The sequence below is a fragment of the Pseudomonas sp. WT-JTC genome (assembly GCF_056711565.1).
The window spans coordinates 5,707,383-5,726,519 of the sequence record NZ_CM160042.1 but is presented as its reverse complement, the minus strand read 5'-3'; the positions used below and the strand labels follow the sequence as shown (position 1 = coordinate 5,726,519).

Sequence of the window (19,137 nt, the reverse complement as noted above, 5' to 3'; positions counted from 1 at the left end):
TCAGATCGCTGAGCCGAGTTGGAAAATGGGCAGGTACATGGCAACTACCAGTCCACCGACGATAACACCCAGCACCACCATGATGAACGGCTCCATCAGGCTGGTGAGGTTATCGACCATGTTATCGACGTCGTTTTCGTAGAAATCCGCGACTTTTTCGAGCATACCGTCCAGGGCGCCGGACTCTTCGCCGATGGCGGTCATCTGTATGGCCATGTTCGGAAACACGCCAGAGGTACGCATGGCGAAATTCAATTGCATGCCGGTTGAAACGTCTTGCCGGATGCGCAACACGGCGCGCTTGAACACGATATTGCCGGTCGCACCGGCCACTGATTCCAGGGCCTCCAGCAGTGGCACGCCGGCAGCGAATGTAGTCGACAGTGTACGGGCGAACCGGGCCACGGCGGACTTGTAAGTCAACGTGCCCACCAGCGGCAGTTTCAGCAGCCAGGTGTCCATCCGGTCGCGAAAGGCCGGGGATGTCCTGAGGGCGTGACGCACACCGAAGGCCATTGCGATCAGCGCGCCAAGGACCGTCCACCACCAGGCCTGCATGAATTGCGACAAGCCAATGACCATCACGGTGAAGGCCGGCAGTTCGGCGCCAAAGCTTTTGAACACCGATTCGAACTGCGGTACGACGTTGACCAGCAGAATCCCGGTGACAATCGCCGCGACGAACACCACCACCAGCGGGTAGGTCATGGCATTCCTGATCCTGGCCTTGAGGCTTTCGCTTTTTTCCTTATAGGTCGCGACCCGCTCCAAAAGGGTGTCGAGGGCTCCGGCCTGCTCGCCGGCATCCACCAGGTTGCAATACAGTTCATCGAAATACCGGGGCTGCTTGCGCAGGGCGGTGGCGAAACTGTTGCCGGCCGCGACTTCCTGTTTCAGTTCGTCCACCAGCTGGCGCATGGCCGGATTGTCGAAGCCTTCGCCGATGATGTCGAACGACTGTAACAAGGGCACGCCGGCCCTCATCATCGTTGCCATTTGCCGGGTGAACAGGGCAATGTCCTGGGCCTTGATGCGCTTGCCCATGTTGAAAACCGCTTGGTTTTTCTTGCGAACCTTGCCCGGATTGATGCCTTGTTTGCGCAGTTTCGCCTTGAGCAGTGCCGGGTTTTGAGCGCTGAGCTCACCGGTTACCTTTGTGCCTTTGCGGTCGATGCCTTCCCATGCGTACACGCTGATTTTCGCTGCCTTGACCGCCATGTTCAGTCCTGGGTAATCCGCTTGAGTTGCTCTTATAGCCTAGTCAATCAACGGAGCCAAACCAGCAAGGGTGAGGTGACAAAAAACGTCAGATAGTACTGATCCTCGTCGTATGGAAGGACTTTGCCGCCGCCACGACCCCAGTCAACAGGGGGCTTTTGCCTTGGCACAGGCTGTGCTGCCAAGGGGCAGGTCATGAGCTTTCGACTCATGCATGGAGCCTGTATATGAATCAAAAAGGTTTTACCCTGATCGAGTTGCTCGTCGTGGTGGCGATCATCGGGATCCTGGCAACACTGGGTCTGCCGATGTATTCCAAATACCAGGCTCGGGCCAAAGTCACGGCGGCGCTGGCCGAACTGACTGCGATGAAAGTGCCGTTCGAGGATGTGATCAATCAGGGGGACACCCCGACAATTGCCAACGTGGCGCCCGCCGGCGCGACATCGACTAACCACTGCGCCCTGTCTGTGACGGCTTCGACTCCGGAGGGGGCGGGATCGATCGTTTGTACGTTGCAGAATGCCCCGGGGACGGTCCTGGGCAAAACCGTCGTCCTGACACGGGATGAAACCAAAGGCTGGTCGTGTAAAAGCACCGTATCCCGGGATTACTTGCCGAAAGGGTGTTCCGCGACATGAATCGCTGAATCAAGTCCTGCCATTGCGGTGGTACTGTTCAGTCAAGGATTCTGTAGGAGCGAGCTTGCTCGCGATGGACTCAAGAGCGCTGCGTTCAGTCAGTAAACACGCGGCATCGTTAACGACCATCGCGAGCAAGCTCGCTCCTACAGCGGATCATTACCGCCATTGCGGGGTTCGACCCCTCGTCAAAAGCTTCAGAGAAAGCGTAGAAATTCAGGATCTTAGGAACTTTCCACAAACCCGCAACTTGCATGCAGCGTTTCGGCGTCTCGTGCATTTTGCATGATTCCGAAAATCGGCTTACTTTATAAATTATTGATTTATAAAGGTTTATTCTTTGTTTAAAAGTTGGCACAGCATTCGCAATACCCTTGGTAACCCTGCCGACATGACACCCGGCAGACTTTTCAGAAAAACAGGAGTTACTCGTATGAAGAAGTTCGCTATCGCTGCCGCTACTGCTACCGTGCTGACTCTGACCATGGCAAATGCGGCATTCGCCCAGACCACTCAAGCCACCCAGTCTCCAATGACCCTGGCGGCGGGTGAAATGACCAAGGCTAAAGAAGCTACTTCCGATACCTGGATCACCACCAAAGTCAAAGCCGACCTGATGACCGAAAAAGGCATTCCAGGTACCGACATCAAGGTTGAAACCAACAAAGGCGTGGTATCGCTGTCGTCGACCGCTGCCGTGACCGATTCGCAAAAAGACATGGCTGTGGCCATCGCCAAGAAAATCAAAGGCGTCAAGGCAGTCTCCGCTGACGGCCTCAAAGCCGAATAAGGCAGGCTTCTCGCCTGGACCGGGAGAGGGCGCGACAGACGGGCCGAGTCATACGTCTGTTGCAACCTGAGAGTTCATGCGAGCGGCCAAACGGAGTTTGGCCACCACAGGCCCCGCGCATTTTTGCCGGGGCCTGTTTTATTTACAGCGGTGCCAATCAACGGTGGGGGCGTGCCTGATCAATTGCCGCGTTTGCTGGTGATCTGTTTCAGCCGATTACCTTCGAACCGCAAGTATTGATACATGCCGCCATTCGGTCCGTAGGTCCATTCCTCGACCTGAAACTCCTCGCGCCGGTCTGCACTGCGTTTGTAACCCAGCAAGTCGCGACTGACCGGTTCACCGCACTTTTGCAAGACCTCACTCGAACGATCACCGACGCTGATCAATTGGCTGCCACAGCGCAGGGTATCGGCTGCCCAGGCCTGACTGGCGGCTAGTGCCAGAATCAGGCCTTTCAGCATCTGTCGAATCATCACTCGGCATCCAGATGCATCGGTGTCACCACACGGCCGTCACTTTCTGCCTCGCCCAGATTGGCGTCGATGAAATACACCCGGTCATCTTCCAGCTGGGCCTTGTCGACCAGGTAATCCTTGATGCTGCTGGCGCGCTCCTGGCCCAGTTGGCGCAACAGCACGTCGCTGGAGCTCCAGAACTTGATCACCTCAGCACGCATTTTCGCGGTGCGCTCTTCCTTGCCCAGGTCTTTCCATTCGGCAGGGGGCTGGGTTTTCAGGCGGGTGCGGTAGATACCTTCGAGCAGCGGGCCTTTTTCCCCGTCCGGCACTTCCAGCAACGAAGCCTGGGCCGGGACCTTGTCACCGCGGCGCTGGAGCATTTTGTAGTAGTTGTACTGATACTCACGTTCCAGGCGTTGTTCGGCGATCAACGGGCCATCGCTGCTCTGGGCGGCGGTGCCTTCGATTTCCAGGCGCAGGGCCGGGCGTTCCTTGAGGGCCTTGGACAGTTTGTCCAAAGCGCCTTCGGCGTCCTTGCTCAGGTCGCTGGAACCCGCTGCGAACGACACACTGCCCAGATCTTCCGCGCCCCCACCGCTGACCAGCCCGCCAATGAGCTTGAACGGTGCTGCCGCCGCTTTGACGATCAGGTTGCGCAGGGTCTGCCAGATAATCGGCATGACACTGAACTGGGGGTTGTTCAGGTCGCCGGTCACCGGCAATTCGATGGAGATCTTGCCGTCGACGTCCTTGAGCAAGGCAATGGCCAGTTTCAGCGGCAGGCTCACGGCATCCGGGCTGTCGACTTTTTCACCCAGTTGCAGTTGTTCGACCACTACTTTGTTTTCAGCTTTGAGTTGGCCCTTGGTGATCTGGTAGTGCAGGTCGAGATTGAGCCGGCCCTTGCGGATACGGTAGCCGGCGAACTTGCCGGAGTAGGGCGTCAGTGTGGTCAGTTCCACGCGCTTGAAGCTGGTGGCGATGTCGAGGCTGGCCATCGGGTCGAACGGATTGACGGCGCCCTTGATGGTCACCGGCGCATAGCGATCGACCTTGCCCTTGACGTCGACAGCGGCCGGTTTCGGCTGGCGGCTGTCGATGGTGCCGATCTGCCCGTTGAGTTGCTGGATGGCGGTGGCGAAGTTCGGGGTCAGGCTGAAGTCGGCGAAGTTGGCCGATCCATCATTGATGAAAATGCCGCCAATGTGGATGCCCAACGGTTTTTCGTTGCTGGCCGGTTTGTTCGCTGCCGGTTTTGCCCCGGAGTCCGCCGGCTGCGGAATCAGCAGATCATCGATGTTGGTGGTGCGATCATCGTTGATCATGAAACGCGCATAGGGCTGGAACAGGTTGATCCTGTCGATCGAAAGGCTGTCCCCGTGCTGATAGTTCAGGCCTTCGACAACGACTTGTTGCCACTTGAGGAAGTCGCGGGTTTTCAGGGTGTCCAGGGTATGCAACTGATCGACCTGGGCGCGGCCGGTGATGCCGAAGGCCAGGGGCTCGGTGCTTTTCAGGTTGACTGCCAGATCACTGCCGAGCATGCCGCTGCGCAGTTCAAGGCGAATGAACGGCGTGATGTAGGACTGGGCAACCCGCAGGTCGATGTCCCTGGTCTGTACCTTCAGTTGGGCGCTGACCGGGGCCAGGTTGACCTCGCCGTCGGCGATGATCTTGCCTTGTTTGCCCACGCCGGTATCAAGCTTGAGGGTAAAGGGCGAGCCGTTGAGGCTGTCGAAGTTTTGCAGGTCGAGGTTCAGCGGGCTCAGGTCAAGGGCGACGGCGGGTTGTGCCTTGCGGTCAGCCAGATGCACCCGGTAATCGCGCAACTGTACATCCTTGAGCAGCACCTGCCAGGGTTTGTCGGGCGCGGCCGGATCGGTTTTCGGTGAGTCTGCCGCCGCCGGAGTGCTGGCCGGTTCGGCATCCGCCTTGGCTTTGGCGGTGGGTTTAGACGGTTGGCTGGCGAACAGCTTCTGCCAGTCGAGTTGGCCGTCCGACTCCAGCGCGGCCCAGGTTTCCAGTTTATTGCTGCGGATCTTGCCAACCACCACTTGCTGCCTGGCCAGGTCCACGGTGGTTTCGCTGACGTCCAGCCGTTCAAGCTTCACCAGCGGCCGTCCGTCCGGGGCCTTGATGGCGAAGGGGGCAATGTTGACCGCAACATTGCTCAGCAGCAGCTCGGTGTCCTTGGACAGGTTGAGTTTGTAGTCGGTACTGATACTCATGATGCCGCTTTCGAGGTCCAGTGGCACGGCATCGCGCACATAGGGCCAGAAGGCTTTCATCTTGCCATCGGTGATTTTCAGCTTACCTTCGGAGGCGATCGGGATCAGGCTGAAGTTACCCGTCCAGTCGATCTGTCCACCGTTTGGGCCGACAGCCACCAAGGTCATGTCGGCGCTATCTTCGGGCAAGGTGCTGAGGTTGTTCAGCTCGAAATCGAGCGAGTCGTAGAGAAACTCGATGGGCTCGCTGGGGCGGGCATCTTCAAAATGCACAGCGCCGCCCGCCAGTTTGATCCGCTCGATGCGCAGCGGAAACGGCTTGGCATTCGGGTCGGTGGGTGTGGGTTCGCTCGCTGGCAGTTTGAACAGTCCAAGCAGATTGAGTTTGCCGTCCTTGCTGAACAGGATTTCGGTCTTGGGCTTGTCCAGTTCGACATCGGACAGGTGCACGGCCTTGGTCCACAGGCTGTCGAATTGCAGGTTGGCGTACAGACGTTCGAAACCGACCTGCTCCTTGCCGGGCTCACCGATATTCAAGCCCCAAAGGGTCAGTTCAAGGCTGAACGGATTGAATTCGATCCGCTGGATCGCAGCGGGGGTGGTGGCGTAGTTGGCCAGTTGCTGGTTGGCAACGCGCAACGCGATCCCCGGTAAAATCAGAAAGCCCAGCAAGCTGTAGAGGGCCAGAGCAGTCAACAAGGCGCCGAGGGCGCGAATCAATCCTTTGTACATGTGCGGCTTCATCTGTCTGGATCGGAGTGCGTTGGAGTATGGCACGCGTTTCCGGTTCCGAAGTGATTGGCCTGTTCAGTAAATTTCAGATTTTTCCTGCAGCGCTCAGAGCTGCAGAATCAGGGTTTTCAGCGGTGGTTGCTGATCCATTGACGGGAAGTCGGCGCCTGGCTTCATCACGGTCCACTCACGTACAGGTCGCCCGGCCTTCTCTGCACAGCGCAAAACCTGCTCGCGCCAGTCGTCCATGCTGACTTTCGCCAGGTTGTTGCAGCAGATCAGCACGCCGTTGTCGGCGGTGGTCAGCAGGGCTGGTTTGAGCAGGCTCTGGTAGTCGCGCAGCAGGTCGACGGTGCCGAATGCGCTCTTGGCCCAGGCCGGCGGGTCCAGCAGCACCAAATCGTACTGGCGCTGTTCCAGGCGCTGATAGCTCGGCAGTTTTTGCCCGCGGCGCTGGCTGACCGGCAGGCCGGCCAGTTGGCGAATGGCCGGGAAGTAGTCGGACTGGATAAACTCCATGGTCGGCAACTGCGGATTGAGTAAACCGTTCTCCCGACCGACCGCCAGGTTGCCTTCGGCGAAGTCCAGGTTGCACACCTCGCGCGCGCCGCCGGCGGCAGCACTGAGGCCGACGCCACAGGTGTAGGCAAACAGGTTCAGTACGCTTTTGTTTTTACTGTGATCCTTGACCCAGCCACGGGTGTTGCGCAAGTCGAGGAACAGCAGCGGGTCTTGTCCGGCATGGCGGCCACGCACCCGATAGTTCAAGCCCCATTCGTGGCCAACCAGGTCTTGCAGGGCGGCTTCGTCGGCGCGGTAGACGGTGTCTTCGCGATCGATGCGCGAGTTGCCACGGGAGCGGTCGTTGTAGACCAGCAGGGTGGCAAATCCCAGGTGTTGATTGATCGTTTCGTGCAGTTGCAGCAGCGTCTCGCGCTCCAGCGGCTGGTGGAAACTTTGCACCAGCAATTGCGGGCCGTAGCGGTCGATGGTCAGGCCACCGGCGCCTTCCTGGCTGCCGTGGAACAGGCGATAGCAATCGGTACCTTGCTGGTGCAGTTCGGCGAGCAGGTCCTGGCGTTGATCGAGGGCGGCGCGCAGCGCCTGATTCAAGGAAGACATGCTGGGCGCCTTGCAGGAGGAATTGGGCGCGGGAGTTTAACAGCTTGGAGCACAACCTGGAGCTCGCTCACGATGGTCGACAACGATAACGTGTGCTGTCTGAATGATCGCGTGTTCCAGGCGTTTTTCGCGAGCAAGCTCGCTCCTACAGGCCCATCCGGCGTTTAGCGCGTTGAACCGATCCATTACGCACCGCCCAGCGCAGCATCGGTGCGCTGCGGTTGACGCTGGCGCGGATCAGCTTGCGTTGTAGCGGGTTCTGGCTGACGCCGAGCATGTCACTGGCCCAGTCCGGCAGCAGATCGATCCCGGCCTGCATCATCAAACTGCCGAAAGGCTTGGCCAGGCGACTGGGGGACGGGGCGTTCAGCAGCAGGCGCAGGACCTCACGACTGCGTTCGTCGCACAGCAGTTGTGGACGGATGCGCTTGAGGTAGCCGGCAATTTCCCGCCGAGAACGGGGCACATCGCGGGCGCCCAGGCGTTCGGCGACCAAGGCGATTTCCGCGTAATAGCGATCCTGGTCGGCTGGTGAAAGATGCGGGTTGCGATAGCGCAAATGCGCGGCGAGGAAGTTGCTGACTTCCGCCACGTGCACCCACGTCAGCAATTCGGGATCGCTGGCGGCGTAGGGGCGTCCATCCGGCGCCGTGCCGGTAATCTGCAAATGGATGGTGCGGACTTTTTCGATCAGCCACTCGGCATCCTGTCGAGAGCCGAAGGTGGTGCCGGAGATGAACTGCCCGGTGCGGCGCAAGCGGCCGAGCATGTCTTCACGAAAATTCGAATGGTCCCAGACCCCGGCCAGTGCCAGCGGGTGCAGGGCCTGCAGCATCAGGGCGGCGATGCCACCGATCAGCATGCTGCTGAAATCACCATGGACTTGCCAGCTCACCGAATCTGGCCCGAACAGCCCGGGGTCGCCCTTGGGGTTTTCCAGGTCGAGTTTGCCCAGGGACAAACCGCTCAGGCTCATGATCTGGGTTTCGATGCGGGTGCGGATGAATTCCATGGCCACTCTGTAAATCTGTAGGAGCGAGCAAGCTCGCGATGGACGCTAACGATAACGCATGCTTCCTGAATATACGCGGCGCGTCTGAGTTCATCGCGAGCGAGCTCGCTCCTACAGGGCACAGTCCGTTATTGATTCAGACGTTTGTCGATCAGGCCCTGCACCACGCTTGGATCGGCCAGTGTCGAAGTGTCGCCCAGGCTGTCCAGCTCGTTGCAGGCAATCTTGCGCAGAATGCGCCGCATGATCTTGCCTGAGCGGGTTTTCGGCAAGGCCGGCGCCCACTGGATCAAATCCGGTTTGGCGAAACTGCCGATTTCCTGGCTGACGAGGGCCAGCAGTTGTTTCTTCAGTTCATCGTTGGTCTCGACGCCGTTCATGGGCGTGACGAAGACATAGATGCCCTGGCCCTTGATGTCGTGGGGGTAACCGACTGCAGCGGCCTCGGCGATGCTCTCGTGCAGCACCAGGGCGCTTTCCACTTCGGCAGTGCCGATACGGTGGCCGGACACGTTGATCACATCGTCGATGCGCCCGGTGATCCAGTAATCGCCATCTTCATCGCGCCGCGCGCCATCGCCGGTGAAGTAGTAACCGGGATACGGCTTGAAGTAGGTGTCGACCATGCGTTGCGGGTCGCGATAGACGCTGCGGATCTGCGCCGGCCAGCTGGACTTAATGGCGAGTACGCCGCTGCCGGCGCCTTTGATTTCCTTGCCCTGCTCGTCGAGCAGCACCGGTTGCACACCGAACATCGGATGCGTGGCGCAACCGGGTTTTATCCGCTGTGCGCTGACCAGGGGACTGAGCATGATGCCGCCGGTTTCGGTCTGCCACCAGGTATCGACGATCGGGCAGCGCTCTTCGCCGACCTCATGGAAGTACCATTCCCACGCTTCCGGGTTGATCGGCTCGCCGACGGTACCGAGCAATCTGATGCTTTGGCGCGACGTTTCCTTCAACGGCTCGGGACCTTCGCGCATCAGGGCGCGCAGGGCGGTGGGGGCGGTGTAGAAGATGTTCACCTTGTGCTTGTCGATCACTTGCCAGAAACGCGACGTGCTCGGGTAGCTCGGCACGCCTTCGAAGATCAGCGTGGTCGCACCGTTGGCCAGCGGGCCGTACACGATGTAGCTGTGGCCGGTGACCCAGCCGACATCGGCGGTGCACCAGAACACTTCGCCGTCGCGGTAATCCAGCACGTATTTGAAGGTCATCGCCGCTTGTAGCAGGTAACCGCCAGTGGTGTGCAACACGCCTTTGGGTTTGCCGGTGCTGCCTGAGGTATAGAGGATGAACAGCGGGTCTTCGGCGTCCATTGGTTCGGGCGGGCAATCGTCACTGACGTCGCGCAGCGCCTGGTGATACCAGAGGTCGCGGCCTTCAACCCAATTCACCTGGTTTTGGGTGCGCTCGACCACGATCACGCTGCTGACATCGGGACAGCTTTGCAGGGCCTTGTCGACGTTGTGTTTGAGCGGCACGAATTTACCGCCGCGCACGCCTTCGTCGGCGGTGATCACGGTGCGGCAGTCGGCATCGAGGATCCGGTCGCGCAGGGAGTCCGGGGAAAAGCCGCCGAAGACCACCGAATGCACGGCGCCGATGCGCGTACAGGCGAGCATGGCGTAGGCCGCTTCGGGGATCATCGGCATGTAGATGCACACCCGATCGCCTTTCTTCACGCCACGGCTTTTGAGCACGTTGGCCAGGCGGCAGACGTGGTGATGCAGTTTTTTGTAGGTGATTTGCGTGGATTCGGCAGGCTCGTCGCCTTCCCAGATGATGGCGACCTGATCGCCGCGTTTTTCCAGGTGACGGTCAATGCAGTTGTAGCTGACGTTCAATTGCGCTCCGGCAAACCAGCTGGCCTCACCGGTTTTCAGGTTGTAGCGCTGGACGGTGTCCCAGGGTTTGCTCCAGTCGAGAAAACGCGTGGCCTGTTCGGCCCAGAACGTACTGGGGTGTTCAACGGATTCGCGGTACAGGCGGTGGTAGTCGTCTTGACTCAATTGTGCGGCCCGGCGGACGGCATCGGCTTTGGGGAACGTGCTGATATCGAACATGACGGTTCCTTATGCTTGTTTTGCGACAAGGATAAAGATGCGCCGAGAGATCAATGGGTTCAAGTCAGATGCAAAACAACTGTGGGAGCGGGCTTGCTCGCGAAGACGGCGGTTCAGTCAACAAGGATGTTGAATGTACCGGCCTCTTCGCGAGCAAGCCCGCTCCCACACCGGATGTTTATTGCCCACAGAATTCGGGTTTGATCCAAAGTCTGCGGGCTGTGCCGTCAAATCAACCGCGGTGACGACCGCGGAAGTAGTTGATCAGCCCTTGGGTCGAGGCGTCCTCGGCCGGGGTTTCTTCGCTGCCGACCAGGCGGTTGTAGACGCCTTTGCCCAGCTCTTTGCCCAGTTCCACACCCCACTGGTCGAAGGCGTTGATGCCCCAGATCACGCTTTGCACGAAGACCTTGTGTTCGTACATCGCCACCAGAGCGCCGAGGCGACGCGGGCTGATGCGCTCGACCACCAGAGTATTGCTCGGACGGTTGCCCGGGATCACCTTGTGCGGTGCAAGCTTTTGCACTTCGGCTTCGCTCATGCCTTTGTCACGCAGCTCGGTTTCGGCCTCGGCAAGGGTCTTGCCGAGCATCAGCGCCTGGCTCTGGGACAGGCAGTTGGCGTACAGCCACTGGTGGTGGTCGGACACCGGGTTGAAGCTGACGATCGGCACGATGAAGTCGGCCGGGATCAGTTGGGTGCCCTGGTGCAGCAACTGGTGGTAGGCGTGCTGACCGTTGCAGCCAACGCCGCCCCAGATCACCGGTCCGGTGTCGGTGGACACGGGCTTGCCGTCCTGGCGCACGCTCTTGCCGTTGGATTCCATGTCCAGCTGTTGCAGGTGCTTGGTGATGTTACGCAGGTAGTGATCGTACGGCAGGATCGCATGGCTTTGCGCACCCCAGAAGTTGCCGTACCACACGCCGAGCAAGGCCAGCAGCACCGGCATGTTCTGTTCGAACGGTGCGCTCTGGAAGTGCTGGTCCATGGTGTAGGCACCGGACAGCAATTCCTTGAAGTTGGACATGCCGATGGCCAGGGCAATCGGCAAACCGATGGCCGACCACAGCGAGTAGCGCCCGCCGACCCAGTCCCACATCGGGAAGATGTTCTCTTCGCGGATGCCGAACGCCACCGCGGCGGCGTTGTTGCTCGATACCGCGATGAAGTGGCGATACAGCTCGGCTTCCGAACCACCCTGGGCCAGATACCAGGCACGGGCGGCCTGGGCGTTCTTCAGGGTTTCGAGGGTGTTGAAGGATTTCGACGAGACGATGAACAGCGTGGTCTCGGCGCGCAGCTTCATGGTCAGTTCATGGAACTCGCTGCCGTCGATGTTTGCCAGGTAATGGCAGCGCACGCCTTTCTGGGCGTAGGACAGCAAGGCTTCGGATACCAGCTCCGGGCCGAGGAAGGAGCCGCCGATGCCGATGTTGACCACGTCGGTGATTGGTTTTTCGGTGTAACCACGCCACAGACCATCGTGGATACGGCCGACGAGGTCGGTGATCTGGTTCAGTACCTTGTGCACTTCCGGCATCACGTTGACGCCATTGACCGACAGCTTGTCGCCAACCGGGCGGCGCAGGGCAGTGTGCAGGGCTGGACGGCCTTCGGAAGAGTTGACGATTTCGCCGTCGAACAACGACTTGATCGCACCCTTGAGGTCGACTTCGTTGGCCAGGCCCACCAGCAAGTTGCGGGTCTCGGCGTTGATCAGGTTTTTCGAGTAGTCGAGAAACAGGCCGCAACTGCTGAGGGTGAATTGAGTAAAACGCTGCGGATCGGCATTGAAGGCTTCGCGCATGCTGAAATCCTGCATGGCTTGGCGGTGGTCATTCAACGCTTGCCAGGCAGGCAGAGCGGTAACGTCGTGAGGAGTGCGGTAATACGCCATCGCTGCGGGTTTCCTTATTACTTGAACGGCCTTTTGAACACTAAAAATCCCGGAGCGCTGTGGGTGGGCGTTCCGGTCAACTGCGTCGACACGATTTCATGGCGCAGGGCGAATACAGTAAACCCCGCGCAATGATCTGTCTTGACTTTGTCTGACCTGTTTCCGGTACTTTTTTAACATCAAGTCAGGAATAGTCCGACAAACGGAAGAGACAGGGCTCGGATCAGGCGACCTGGACCGGAATGGCGTTGCTGGTGTGGCTCAGTTCATTGCCCGGTGCCATGTAGAGCATGCGCGGCTTGAAGTTGAGCAGTTCGGCTTCGCTGTAGTGGGCATACGCGCAGATGATCACGCGATCGCCGACCTTGGCCTTGTGCGCTGCGGCGCCATTGACCGAGATCATGCGCGAACCCTCTTCGCCACGGATGGCGTAGGTGGTGAAGCGTTCGCCGTTGTCGACGTTGTAGATCTGGATCTGTTCGTACTCGCGGATGCCGGACAGGTCCAGCCATTCACCGTCGATGGCGCAGGAGCCTTCGTAATCGAGTACAGCGTGGGTGACTTCGGCGCGATGCAGCTTGGCTTTGAGCATGATGGCGTGCATGAGTGTTTCCCAGGTCGGAATCGAACGGCGGGCAGTTTGCCCGAAGGGTTTGTGGGCGGCAATACAGTCTGTTTGGGCACAGATGCCCCTGTAGGAGAGAGCTTGCTCGCGATGGACGTTAACGATTACGCGTATTTCCTGAATGTACGCGGCGCGTCGGAGTTCATCGCGAGCAGGCTCGCTCCTACAGGGGAATTTCGGTGATTAGATCGGCGCGTCGAGGTTCAGGTGCAGGTTGTCGATCAACCGCGTCGTCCCCAGGAACGCCGCCACCAGAATCACCAGGTCCCGATCTTCCGGCGTCGCCGGACGCAAGGTCAGGGCGTGGCGAATTTCCAGGTAATCCGGGCGCAGGCCGGCAGCTTCGAGCTGTTGCAATTTCACGCGGATCAACGCCGGGAAGTCGCGCTCACCTTGCTTGATCGCCCCGGCGATCTCGCTCAACGTGCGGTACACCGCCGGCGCCACAGCCCGCTGCTCTTCGTTGAGGAAACCGTTGCGCGACGACAGCGCCAGGCCATCGGCCGCCCTTACGGTCGGCTCACCGATGATCTGGATCGGCATGTTCAGGTCATGTACCAGTGCGCGAATCACCGCCAGTTGCTGGAAGTCTTTCTCGCCGAAAATCGCCAGGTCCGGCTGGACCATGTTGAACAGCTTGCTGACCACCGTCGCCACGCCTTCGAAATGCCCCGGCCGGCTGGCTCCGCACAGTCCTTCGGACAATTGCGGGACACTGACGCGGGTCTGGCCGGTCATGCCGTCGGGATACATCTCTTCAACAGTGGGGGCAAACAGCAGGTGGCAACCGGCCTGGAGCAGTTTTTCCTGGTCGGCGGCGAGAGTGCGCGGGTACTTGTCGAGGTCTTCGCCTGCACCGAATTGCAGTGGGTTGACGAAAACGCTCGCGACCACGAAGTCCGCCCGCTGGGAGGCTTTGGTCACCAGCGCAACGTGGCCGCTGTGCAGGTTGCCCATGGTTGGCACAAAGGCGATGCGCTTGCCTTCGCTACGGGCACGGGCCACGGCGGCCCGCAGTTCGCGTACGGTTTTTACGGTGTTCATGCAGAGAATCCGTGTTCGATCCCAGGGAAGGTCGCCGCTTTGACTTCAGTCACGTAGGCACTCAGTGCAGCTTCAATGCTGGTCTGGCCAGTCATGAAGTTTTTCACGAATTTTGGCATGCGGCCGGAAATGGACAGCCCCAGCATGTCGTGCAGAACCAGCACCTGGCCATCGGTGCCATTGCCGGCGCCAATACCAATCACCGGGATCTTCACCGCCTGGGTGATTTCTTCTGCCAGTTCGCTCGGGACGCACTCGAGCAGCAGCATTGCCGCGCCGGCCTGTTCCAGGGAGATCGCGTCGGCACGCATCTGCCGCGCCTGGTTTTCGTTGCGGCCCTGGACCTTGTAGCCGCCAAGGATATTCACCGATTGCGGTGTCAGGCCCATGTGCGCGCAGACAGGGATGCCGCGCTCGGCCAGCAGGCGGATCGAATCGGCCAGCCACAACGCCCCTTCAACCTTGACCATGTGCGCGCCAGCCTGCATCAACAGCGCGCTGTTGGTCATGGCTTGCTCGGTGGTGGCATAGGCCATGAAAGGCAGGTCGGCGAGGATGAAGGCATCGCTATTACCGCGTTTTACGGCGGCCACGTGGTAAGCCATTTCGGCGGTGGTGACAGGCAAGGTGCTGTCGTGGCCCTGCAAAACCATGCCGAGGGAGTCGCCCACCAGCAGCACTTCGACGCCGGCCTGATTGCAGGCATGGGCGAAGGTCGCGTCGTAGCAGGTCAGCATGGTGATCTTTTCACCTTTTTGCTTCAGACCTTGCAGGGTGGTCAGGGTAATGGCTGGCATGAAAAGTTCCTCATTCAGGCGCTGTGGAAACTACTGCGAGTAACGCGCGTGATTCTTCGTTAAATACAGGCGCACGCTCTTTTTGTCGTGCTTTTAAGGCCTGGATTGCGCCCTTGAACGCCGTGTTGGCGGCAGCGGGACGCCTATAGTCGTGAGGAGAACGAGGGAAGTCAATTGCGTGTGTTACCGCATTGTTACGGGTGGGGTGTTACCGGGGTAACTGATGCGATTCAGCAGTAGATCTTGTGCGCGACACAAAACCAATGTGGGAGCGGGCTTGCTCGCGAAAGCGGCCTGACAGTCAACTTTCATGTTGAATGTTAACTCGTCTTCGCGAGCAAGCCCGCTCCCACAGGGATTTTGGTCAGGTCGGGGGAAGGCGTTCCAGGCCGACGAACGGGCATACCTTGAGCAGTTCGGCCAGGGTGCGGCCATCGGCCAGTTGCAGATCCGCAGGTGCCAATTCCGCCAGCGGATAAAGCACGAAGGCCCGTTCCTGCATGTGGTAATGGGGAACCTTGAGGCGCGGTTCGTCGATCAGGCGATCACCGAACAGCAGGATGTCGAGGTCCAGCGTGCGTGGCCCCCAGCGCTCGAGGCGCTCGCGACCCTGGCCGTTTTCAATGGCTTGCAAGGCATCCAGCAGTTCCAGCGGCGCCAGCGTGCTCTCAAGAGCAGCCACCGCATTGGTGTAGCGCGGTTGTCCGGGAAGCAGCGAGTCGCTTTGATAAAACGCAGAAACCCCGACCAGCTCCGATTGCGGCAAGTCCGCCAGCGCCTCGACGGCGCTGCGCAGTTGTTCGGCAGGGTCAGCCAGATTGCTGCCCATGCCGATGTAGATGCGTTCCATGGATTACTCGCCCGTAGTGCTCGAAGCACCGGCGGCGCGTTTGCGTTTGGATCCACCGCTGCGACGACGCTTGCGCGGGGCGCCGGTGCCTTCGTCCTTGCCGCTGAGGTCGCGAATCATGTCGCGGCGCTCACTGTCGTTGGCGTCCTGGTAGTCCGTCCACCATTCGCCCAGGCCGTCGGTCTGCTCGCCAGCGCTTTCGCGTAGCAACAGGAAGTCGTAGCCGGCGCGGAAGCGCGGATTGTCCAGCAACAGATCGGCACGCTTGCCGCTGCGGCGCGGCAGGCGTTCCTGCATATCCCAGATCTCGCGGATCGGCATGGTGAAGCGTTTCGGAATCGCGATCCGTTGGCACTGTTCGGCAATCAGTTCGTGCGCCGCTTCCTGCATCGCCGGAATTGGCGGCATACCGCGCTCCTGCAGGCGCAGGACCCGCGCCGGCAGGGCAGGCCAGAGCAGGGCAGCAAACAGGAACGCCGGGGTAACCGGTTTGTTCTGCTTGATCCGCAGGTCGGTATTGATCAGGGCTTCGCTGATCAGGGTGTGGGTGTACGTCGGGTTGTATTCCAGTGCTTCGGCGCTGGCCGGGAACAGTGGATCGAACAATTGCAGGTCGACCAGCATTTCAAACGTATCGGCTGCATGGCCGGAGAGGAACAGCTTGAGTACTTCTTCGAACAGGCGCGCCGACGGGATCTCGCGCAGCATCGGCGCCAGGTCGCGGATCGGTAGGGCGCTGTGTTTTTCGATGCCGAAGTTCAGCTTGGCGGCGAAACGCACGGCCCGCAGCATGCGTACCGGGTCTTCCTGATAGCGTTGCTTCGGATCGCCGATCAGGCGGATCAGGTGATTGCGGATGTCGTGTACGCCATTGGCGTAGTCAAGGATGCGTTCACTGACCGGATCGTAATACAGGGCATTGATGGTGAAGTCGCGACGTTGCGCGTCTTCTTCCAGGGTGCCATAGACGTTGTCGCGCAAGATGCGCCCGCTTTCGTTGCGGGAGGACTGGTTGCTGTCTTCCTCGTCTTCGTTTTGCGGGTGATTGGCGCGGAAGGTCGCGACTTCGATGATTTCTCGGCCGAAGTGGATGTGCACCAGTTTGAATCGGCGCCCGATGATTCGTGCGTTACGGAATTCGGCCCGTACCTGCTCGGGGGTGGCGCTGGTGGCAACGTCGAAATCTTTCGGTGTGATACCCAGCAGCATATCGCGCACGCAACCGCCAACCAGATAAGCCTGATAGCCGGCGCTCTGCAGGCGTTCAACGATATTCACCGCGTAGCGGCTGAATTGCGCCTTTTGCAGCGAATGTTGGCCGCTGTTGAGCACTTCAGGCGTGCTGCGAATGTGTTGCGTAGGACGCTTGGGAGTACGGAATGACTGGAACAGCTTCTTCAGCATGGGATGCACTGTTTGAAGGAATATTCGGCCATAACAGAAGAATGACCGCATGATGGGCGGGGATTCTAGCATTTAGTCGGGGGATGGTGTAGGACACTGTAGGAGCGAGCTTGCTCGCGATGGTCGTGAACGATTACGCGGAAAACCAGATGCCCAGTGTTGCCTGTGGGTTTTTCGCGAGCAAGCTCGCTCCTACAGGTACGGGTACAGGAAGCGGGTAGGGGGGAATCACAGAAACCACAAGGGGAGCCGAAGCTCCCCAAGAAGTAGTTGCATGCTCTATTTTTATTTTTGGTTTTGGGCTTCTTGTTTTTGTTGAGCGCCCTCGCCATGAAGTTTTCCTTCATGACCCTCCCAATCGGGAGCCAAGAGCAAACGGATTGCTTTGGTCGCTGAATTGCAGTGATCTTTCGATCCAACCAGTACAGGCTCTGTCTTGGGACAGTTTTTTGTTGTTCTCGGCCTGGTCGTGGGGCAAGCCCCAAATACAACGCCTCTCCAAAAGAATCAGTTAGCTGCGCCTCTCGCCGTCTTGTTTTTATTGTGCGTGAGTCGATACGTCTTATTTTTATTGTCTTGTGCATTGCTTGTTATTGTTCTTGTACCAAACATATAGCAGGGTGCGTGCCAACTTTTGCGAAACCCAATAAAACAAGGGGTTAGGCCGGTTTGAAGGTATTTCGAAGGCCAAAAAAAACCGGGGCTTCGTTACCGTAAGCCCCGGCTTCTGTTACGTGAAAAAGCTGAGGTAACAGTTTTTTCCACAAAGTCACGTGTTACCCGCACATCAGACAGGCGCGGTTCAGCTCTCGCTGGCCACCCCGGTCTTGCGCCGTGGAATGCCCAGGCGTTGACGGCGCTCCCACAGGCATTTGCGACTGACCCCGAGCTTGCGAGCCAGCTCGGTTTCGGTCATGTGGTCCTGATGCTCGAGAACGAAATGCTGGAAGTAATCTTCCAGGGAGAGGTCTTCGGTCGGCTCGTGGTTGTTGTTGCTGGCATTGCCGTTGCCCTGTTGTGGGGGCAGGCCAATGAACTCGTCGTCTTCCAGGTCACCCAGTTCGATGTCGATGCCCAGCAGTTCGGCAGAAATCTCCGGGCTTTCGCACAGGATAACGGCGCGCTCGACGGCGTTCTCCAGTTCACGAACGTTGCCCGGCCAGGAATAGTGACGAATGGCTTGCTCGGCATCTGCGGCAAACTTCAGGTCGGTGCGGTTGATTCGCGCGCTTTGCCGTGCGAGGAAGGCGTTGGCGATTTCGTTGACGTCGGCACCGCGTTCGCGCAGGGCTGGCAGCTTCAGCGCGATAACGTGGAGGCGATAATACAAGTCTTCGCGGAACTGGCCGATCTTCGCCAGGCTCTTGAGGTCGCGGTGAGTCGCTGCGATCAGGCGCACATCGACTTTTTGCGACTGCACCGAGCCCACGCGACGAATTTCGCCTTCCTGCAATACACGTAGCAGGCGAGCCTGGGCTTCCAGCGGCAGTTCGCCGATTTCATCGAGGAACAAGGTGCCGCCATCCGCCGCTTCCACCAGCCCGGCGCGCCCGGCGCTGGCGCCGGTGAATGCGCCCTTCTCGTGGCCGAACAGTTCGGATTCGATCAGGCTTTCCGGAATGGCCGCGCAGTTCACCGAAATCATCGGCGCCTTGGCGCGTTTGGACAGGTTGTGCAGGGCGCGCGCCACCAGCTCTTTACCGGTGCCCGATTCGCCCTGGATCAGAACGTTGGAATCGGTCGGCGCGACTTTGCGGATCTTGCCGTACAGGTCCTGCATCGGCGGGCACGAGCCGATAATGCCGATTTCACCGTTGCTGTTGTCGGTAGCGGATTTCACCGAACCGTTGGCAGCCTTGCCGGCAACCGCTTCACCACTGGCTTGTGCCGTTTGTCGGTCACGCAGGATTCGTGCGGCGGCTTGCAGCATTTCGTCGTGGTCGAATGGCTTGGCAATGTAATCCACTGCGCCCATTTTCATCGAGTCGACCGCCGAGCGCAGGCTGGCATAGCTGGTCATGATCAGCACTGGCGTGCCTTGGGCGAGCTTGATCAACTCCGTGCCAGGCGCACCCGGCAGGCGCAGGTCGCTGACGATCAGATCGAACGAGGGAATGGTGAAGCGTTCTTGTGCTTCCTGCACTGAACCGGCTTCGCTGACCTGGTACTGGTTACGTTCCAGCAGGCGGCGCAAGGCGGAGCGGATAATGGTTTCGTCTTCGACGATCAAAATGTGCGGCATTGATTCGA

General features: G+C 59.4%; 15 protein-coding genes. 2 read left to right on the top strand and 13 right to left on the bottom strand.

Annotated features, from left to right (window positions below):
* Positions 1 to 1,218 (bottom strand): type II secretion system F family protein, encoded by a 1,218-nt coding sequence (locus tag AC06G5_RS25975; RefSeq protein ID WP_480458553.1) that lies wholly within the window; start codon positions 1,216 to 1,218, stop codon positions 1 to 3.
* A gap of 227 nt (positions 1,219 to 1,445) precedes the next feature.
* Here AC06G5_RS25975 and AC06G5_RS25970 point away from each other — a divergent pair, with 227 nt between their 5' ends.
* Together AC06G5_RS25970 and AC06G5_RS25965 are read left to right on the top strand one after the other, a co-directional pair.
* The gene (locus AC06G5_RS25970; RefSeq protein ID WP_480458552.1) at positions 1,446 to 1,859 is read left to right on the top strand and encodes a pilin; all 414 of its coding nucleotides are present in this window, start codon (positions 1,446 to 1,448) and stop codon (positions 1,857 to 1,859) included.
* Positions 1,860 to 2,292: 433 nt separating this feature from the next.
* On the top strand, positions 2,293 to 2,649 hold the full coding sequence (locus AC06G5_RS25965) for a BON domain-containing protein (protein ID WP_413426319.1): 357 nt from the start codon (positions 2,293 to 2,295) through the stop codon (positions 2,647 to 2,649).
* Between the two features lie 179 nt (positions 2,650 to 2,828).
* Here the strand turns inward: AC06G5_RS25965 and AC06G5_RS25960 are convergent, their stop codons facing one another.
* The 12 genes from AC06G5_RS25960 to AC06G5_RS25905 form a co-directional block, all read right to left on the bottom strand.
* Positions 2,829 to 3,125, bottom strand: a complete 297-nt coding sequence (locus AC06G5_RS25960) for a DUF2845 domain-containing protein (RefSeq protein WP_413426317.1) — start codon at positions 3,123 to 3,125, stop codon at positions 2,829 to 2,831.
* A complete protein-coding gene (locus AC06G5_RS25955; RefSeq protein WP_413426315.1) occupies positions 3,125 to 6,082 on the bottom strand; it encodes a DUF748 domain-containing protein in 2,958 nt (985 codons plus the stop codon). The genes AC06G5_RS25960 and AC06G5_RS25955 overlap by 1 nt, the downstream gene beginning before the upstream one ends.
* 93 nt (positions 6,083 to 6,175) lie before the next feature.
* On the bottom strand, positions 6,176 to 7,192 hold the full coding sequence (locus tag AC06G5_RS25950; RefSeq protein ID WP_413426313.1) for a class I SAM-dependent rRNA methyltransferase: 1,017 nt from the start codon (positions 7,190 to 7,192) through the stop codon (positions 6,176 to 6,178).
* 145 nt (positions 7,193 to 7,337) lie between these two features.
* Entirely contained in the window at positions 7,338 to 8,204 is an 867-nt protein-coding gene (locus AC06G5_RS25945; protein ID WP_413704003.1) for an oxygenase MpaB family protein, read from the bottom strand.
* Positions 8,205 to 8,332: 128 nt separating this feature from the next.
* Positions 8,333 to 10,270 (bottom strand): acetate--CoA ligase, encoded by a 1,938-nt coding sequence (gene acs, locus AC06G5_RS25940; RefSeq protein WP_413426309.1) that lies wholly within the window; start codon positions 10,268 to 10,270, stop codon positions 8,333 to 8,335.
* A gap of 232 nt (positions 10,271 to 10,502) precedes the next feature.
* A complete protein-coding gene (gene pgi, locus AC06G5_RS25935; protein ID WP_223500462.1) occupies positions 10,503 to 12,167 on the bottom strand; it encodes a glucose-6-phosphate isomerase in 1,665 nt (554 codons plus the stop codon).
* A 223-nt stretch (positions 12,168 to 12,390) separates the two neighbouring features.
* On the bottom strand, positions 12,391 to 12,771 hold the full coding sequence (gene panD / locus AC06G5_RS25930) for an aspartate 1-decarboxylase (RefSeq protein ID WP_003228271.1): 381 nt from the start codon (positions 12,769 to 12,771) through the stop codon (positions 12,391 to 12,393).
* A 204-nt stretch (positions 12,772 to 12,975) separates the two neighbouring features.
* Positions 12,976 to 13,836 (bottom strand): pantoate--beta-alanine ligase, encoded by an 861-nt coding sequence (gene panC / locus AC06G5_RS25925; protein WP_413426307.1) that lies wholly within the window; start codon positions 13,834 to 13,836, stop codon positions 12,976 to 12,978.
* Complete coding sequence (gene panB / locus AC06G5_RS25920) at positions 13,833 to 14,633, bottom strand: 3-methyl-2-oxobutanoate hydroxymethyltransferase (RefSeq protein ID WP_413704004.1); 801 nt, start codon at positions 14,631 to 14,633, stop codon at positions 13,833 to 13,835. The genes panC and panB overlap by 4 nt, the downstream gene beginning before the upstream one ends.
* A 364-nt stretch (positions 14,634 to 14,997) precedes the next feature.
* Positions 14,998 to 15,483 (bottom strand): 2-amino-4-hydroxy-6-hydroxymethyldihydropteridine diphosphokinase, encoded by a 486-nt coding sequence (gene folK / locus AC06G5_RS25915; RefSeq protein ID WP_480458551.1) that lies wholly within the window; start codon positions 15,481 to 15,483, stop codon positions 14,998 to 15,000.
* 3 nt (positions 15,484 to 15,486) lie between these two features.
* Entirely contained in the window at positions 15,487 to 16,887 is a 1,401-nt protein-coding gene (locus tag AC06G5_RS25910; protein WP_480458550.1) for a polynucleotide adenylyltransferase PcnB, read from the bottom strand.
* An 802-nt stretch (positions 16,888 to 17,689) separates the two neighbouring features.
* Positions 17,690 to 19,129 (bottom strand): sigma-54-dependent transcriptional regulator, encoded by a 1,440-nt coding sequence (locus AC06G5_RS25905; RefSeq protein WP_480458549.1) that lies wholly within the window; start codon positions 19,127 to 19,129, stop codon positions 17,690 to 17,692.
* Positions 19,130 to 19,137 lie beyond the last annotated feature (8 nt).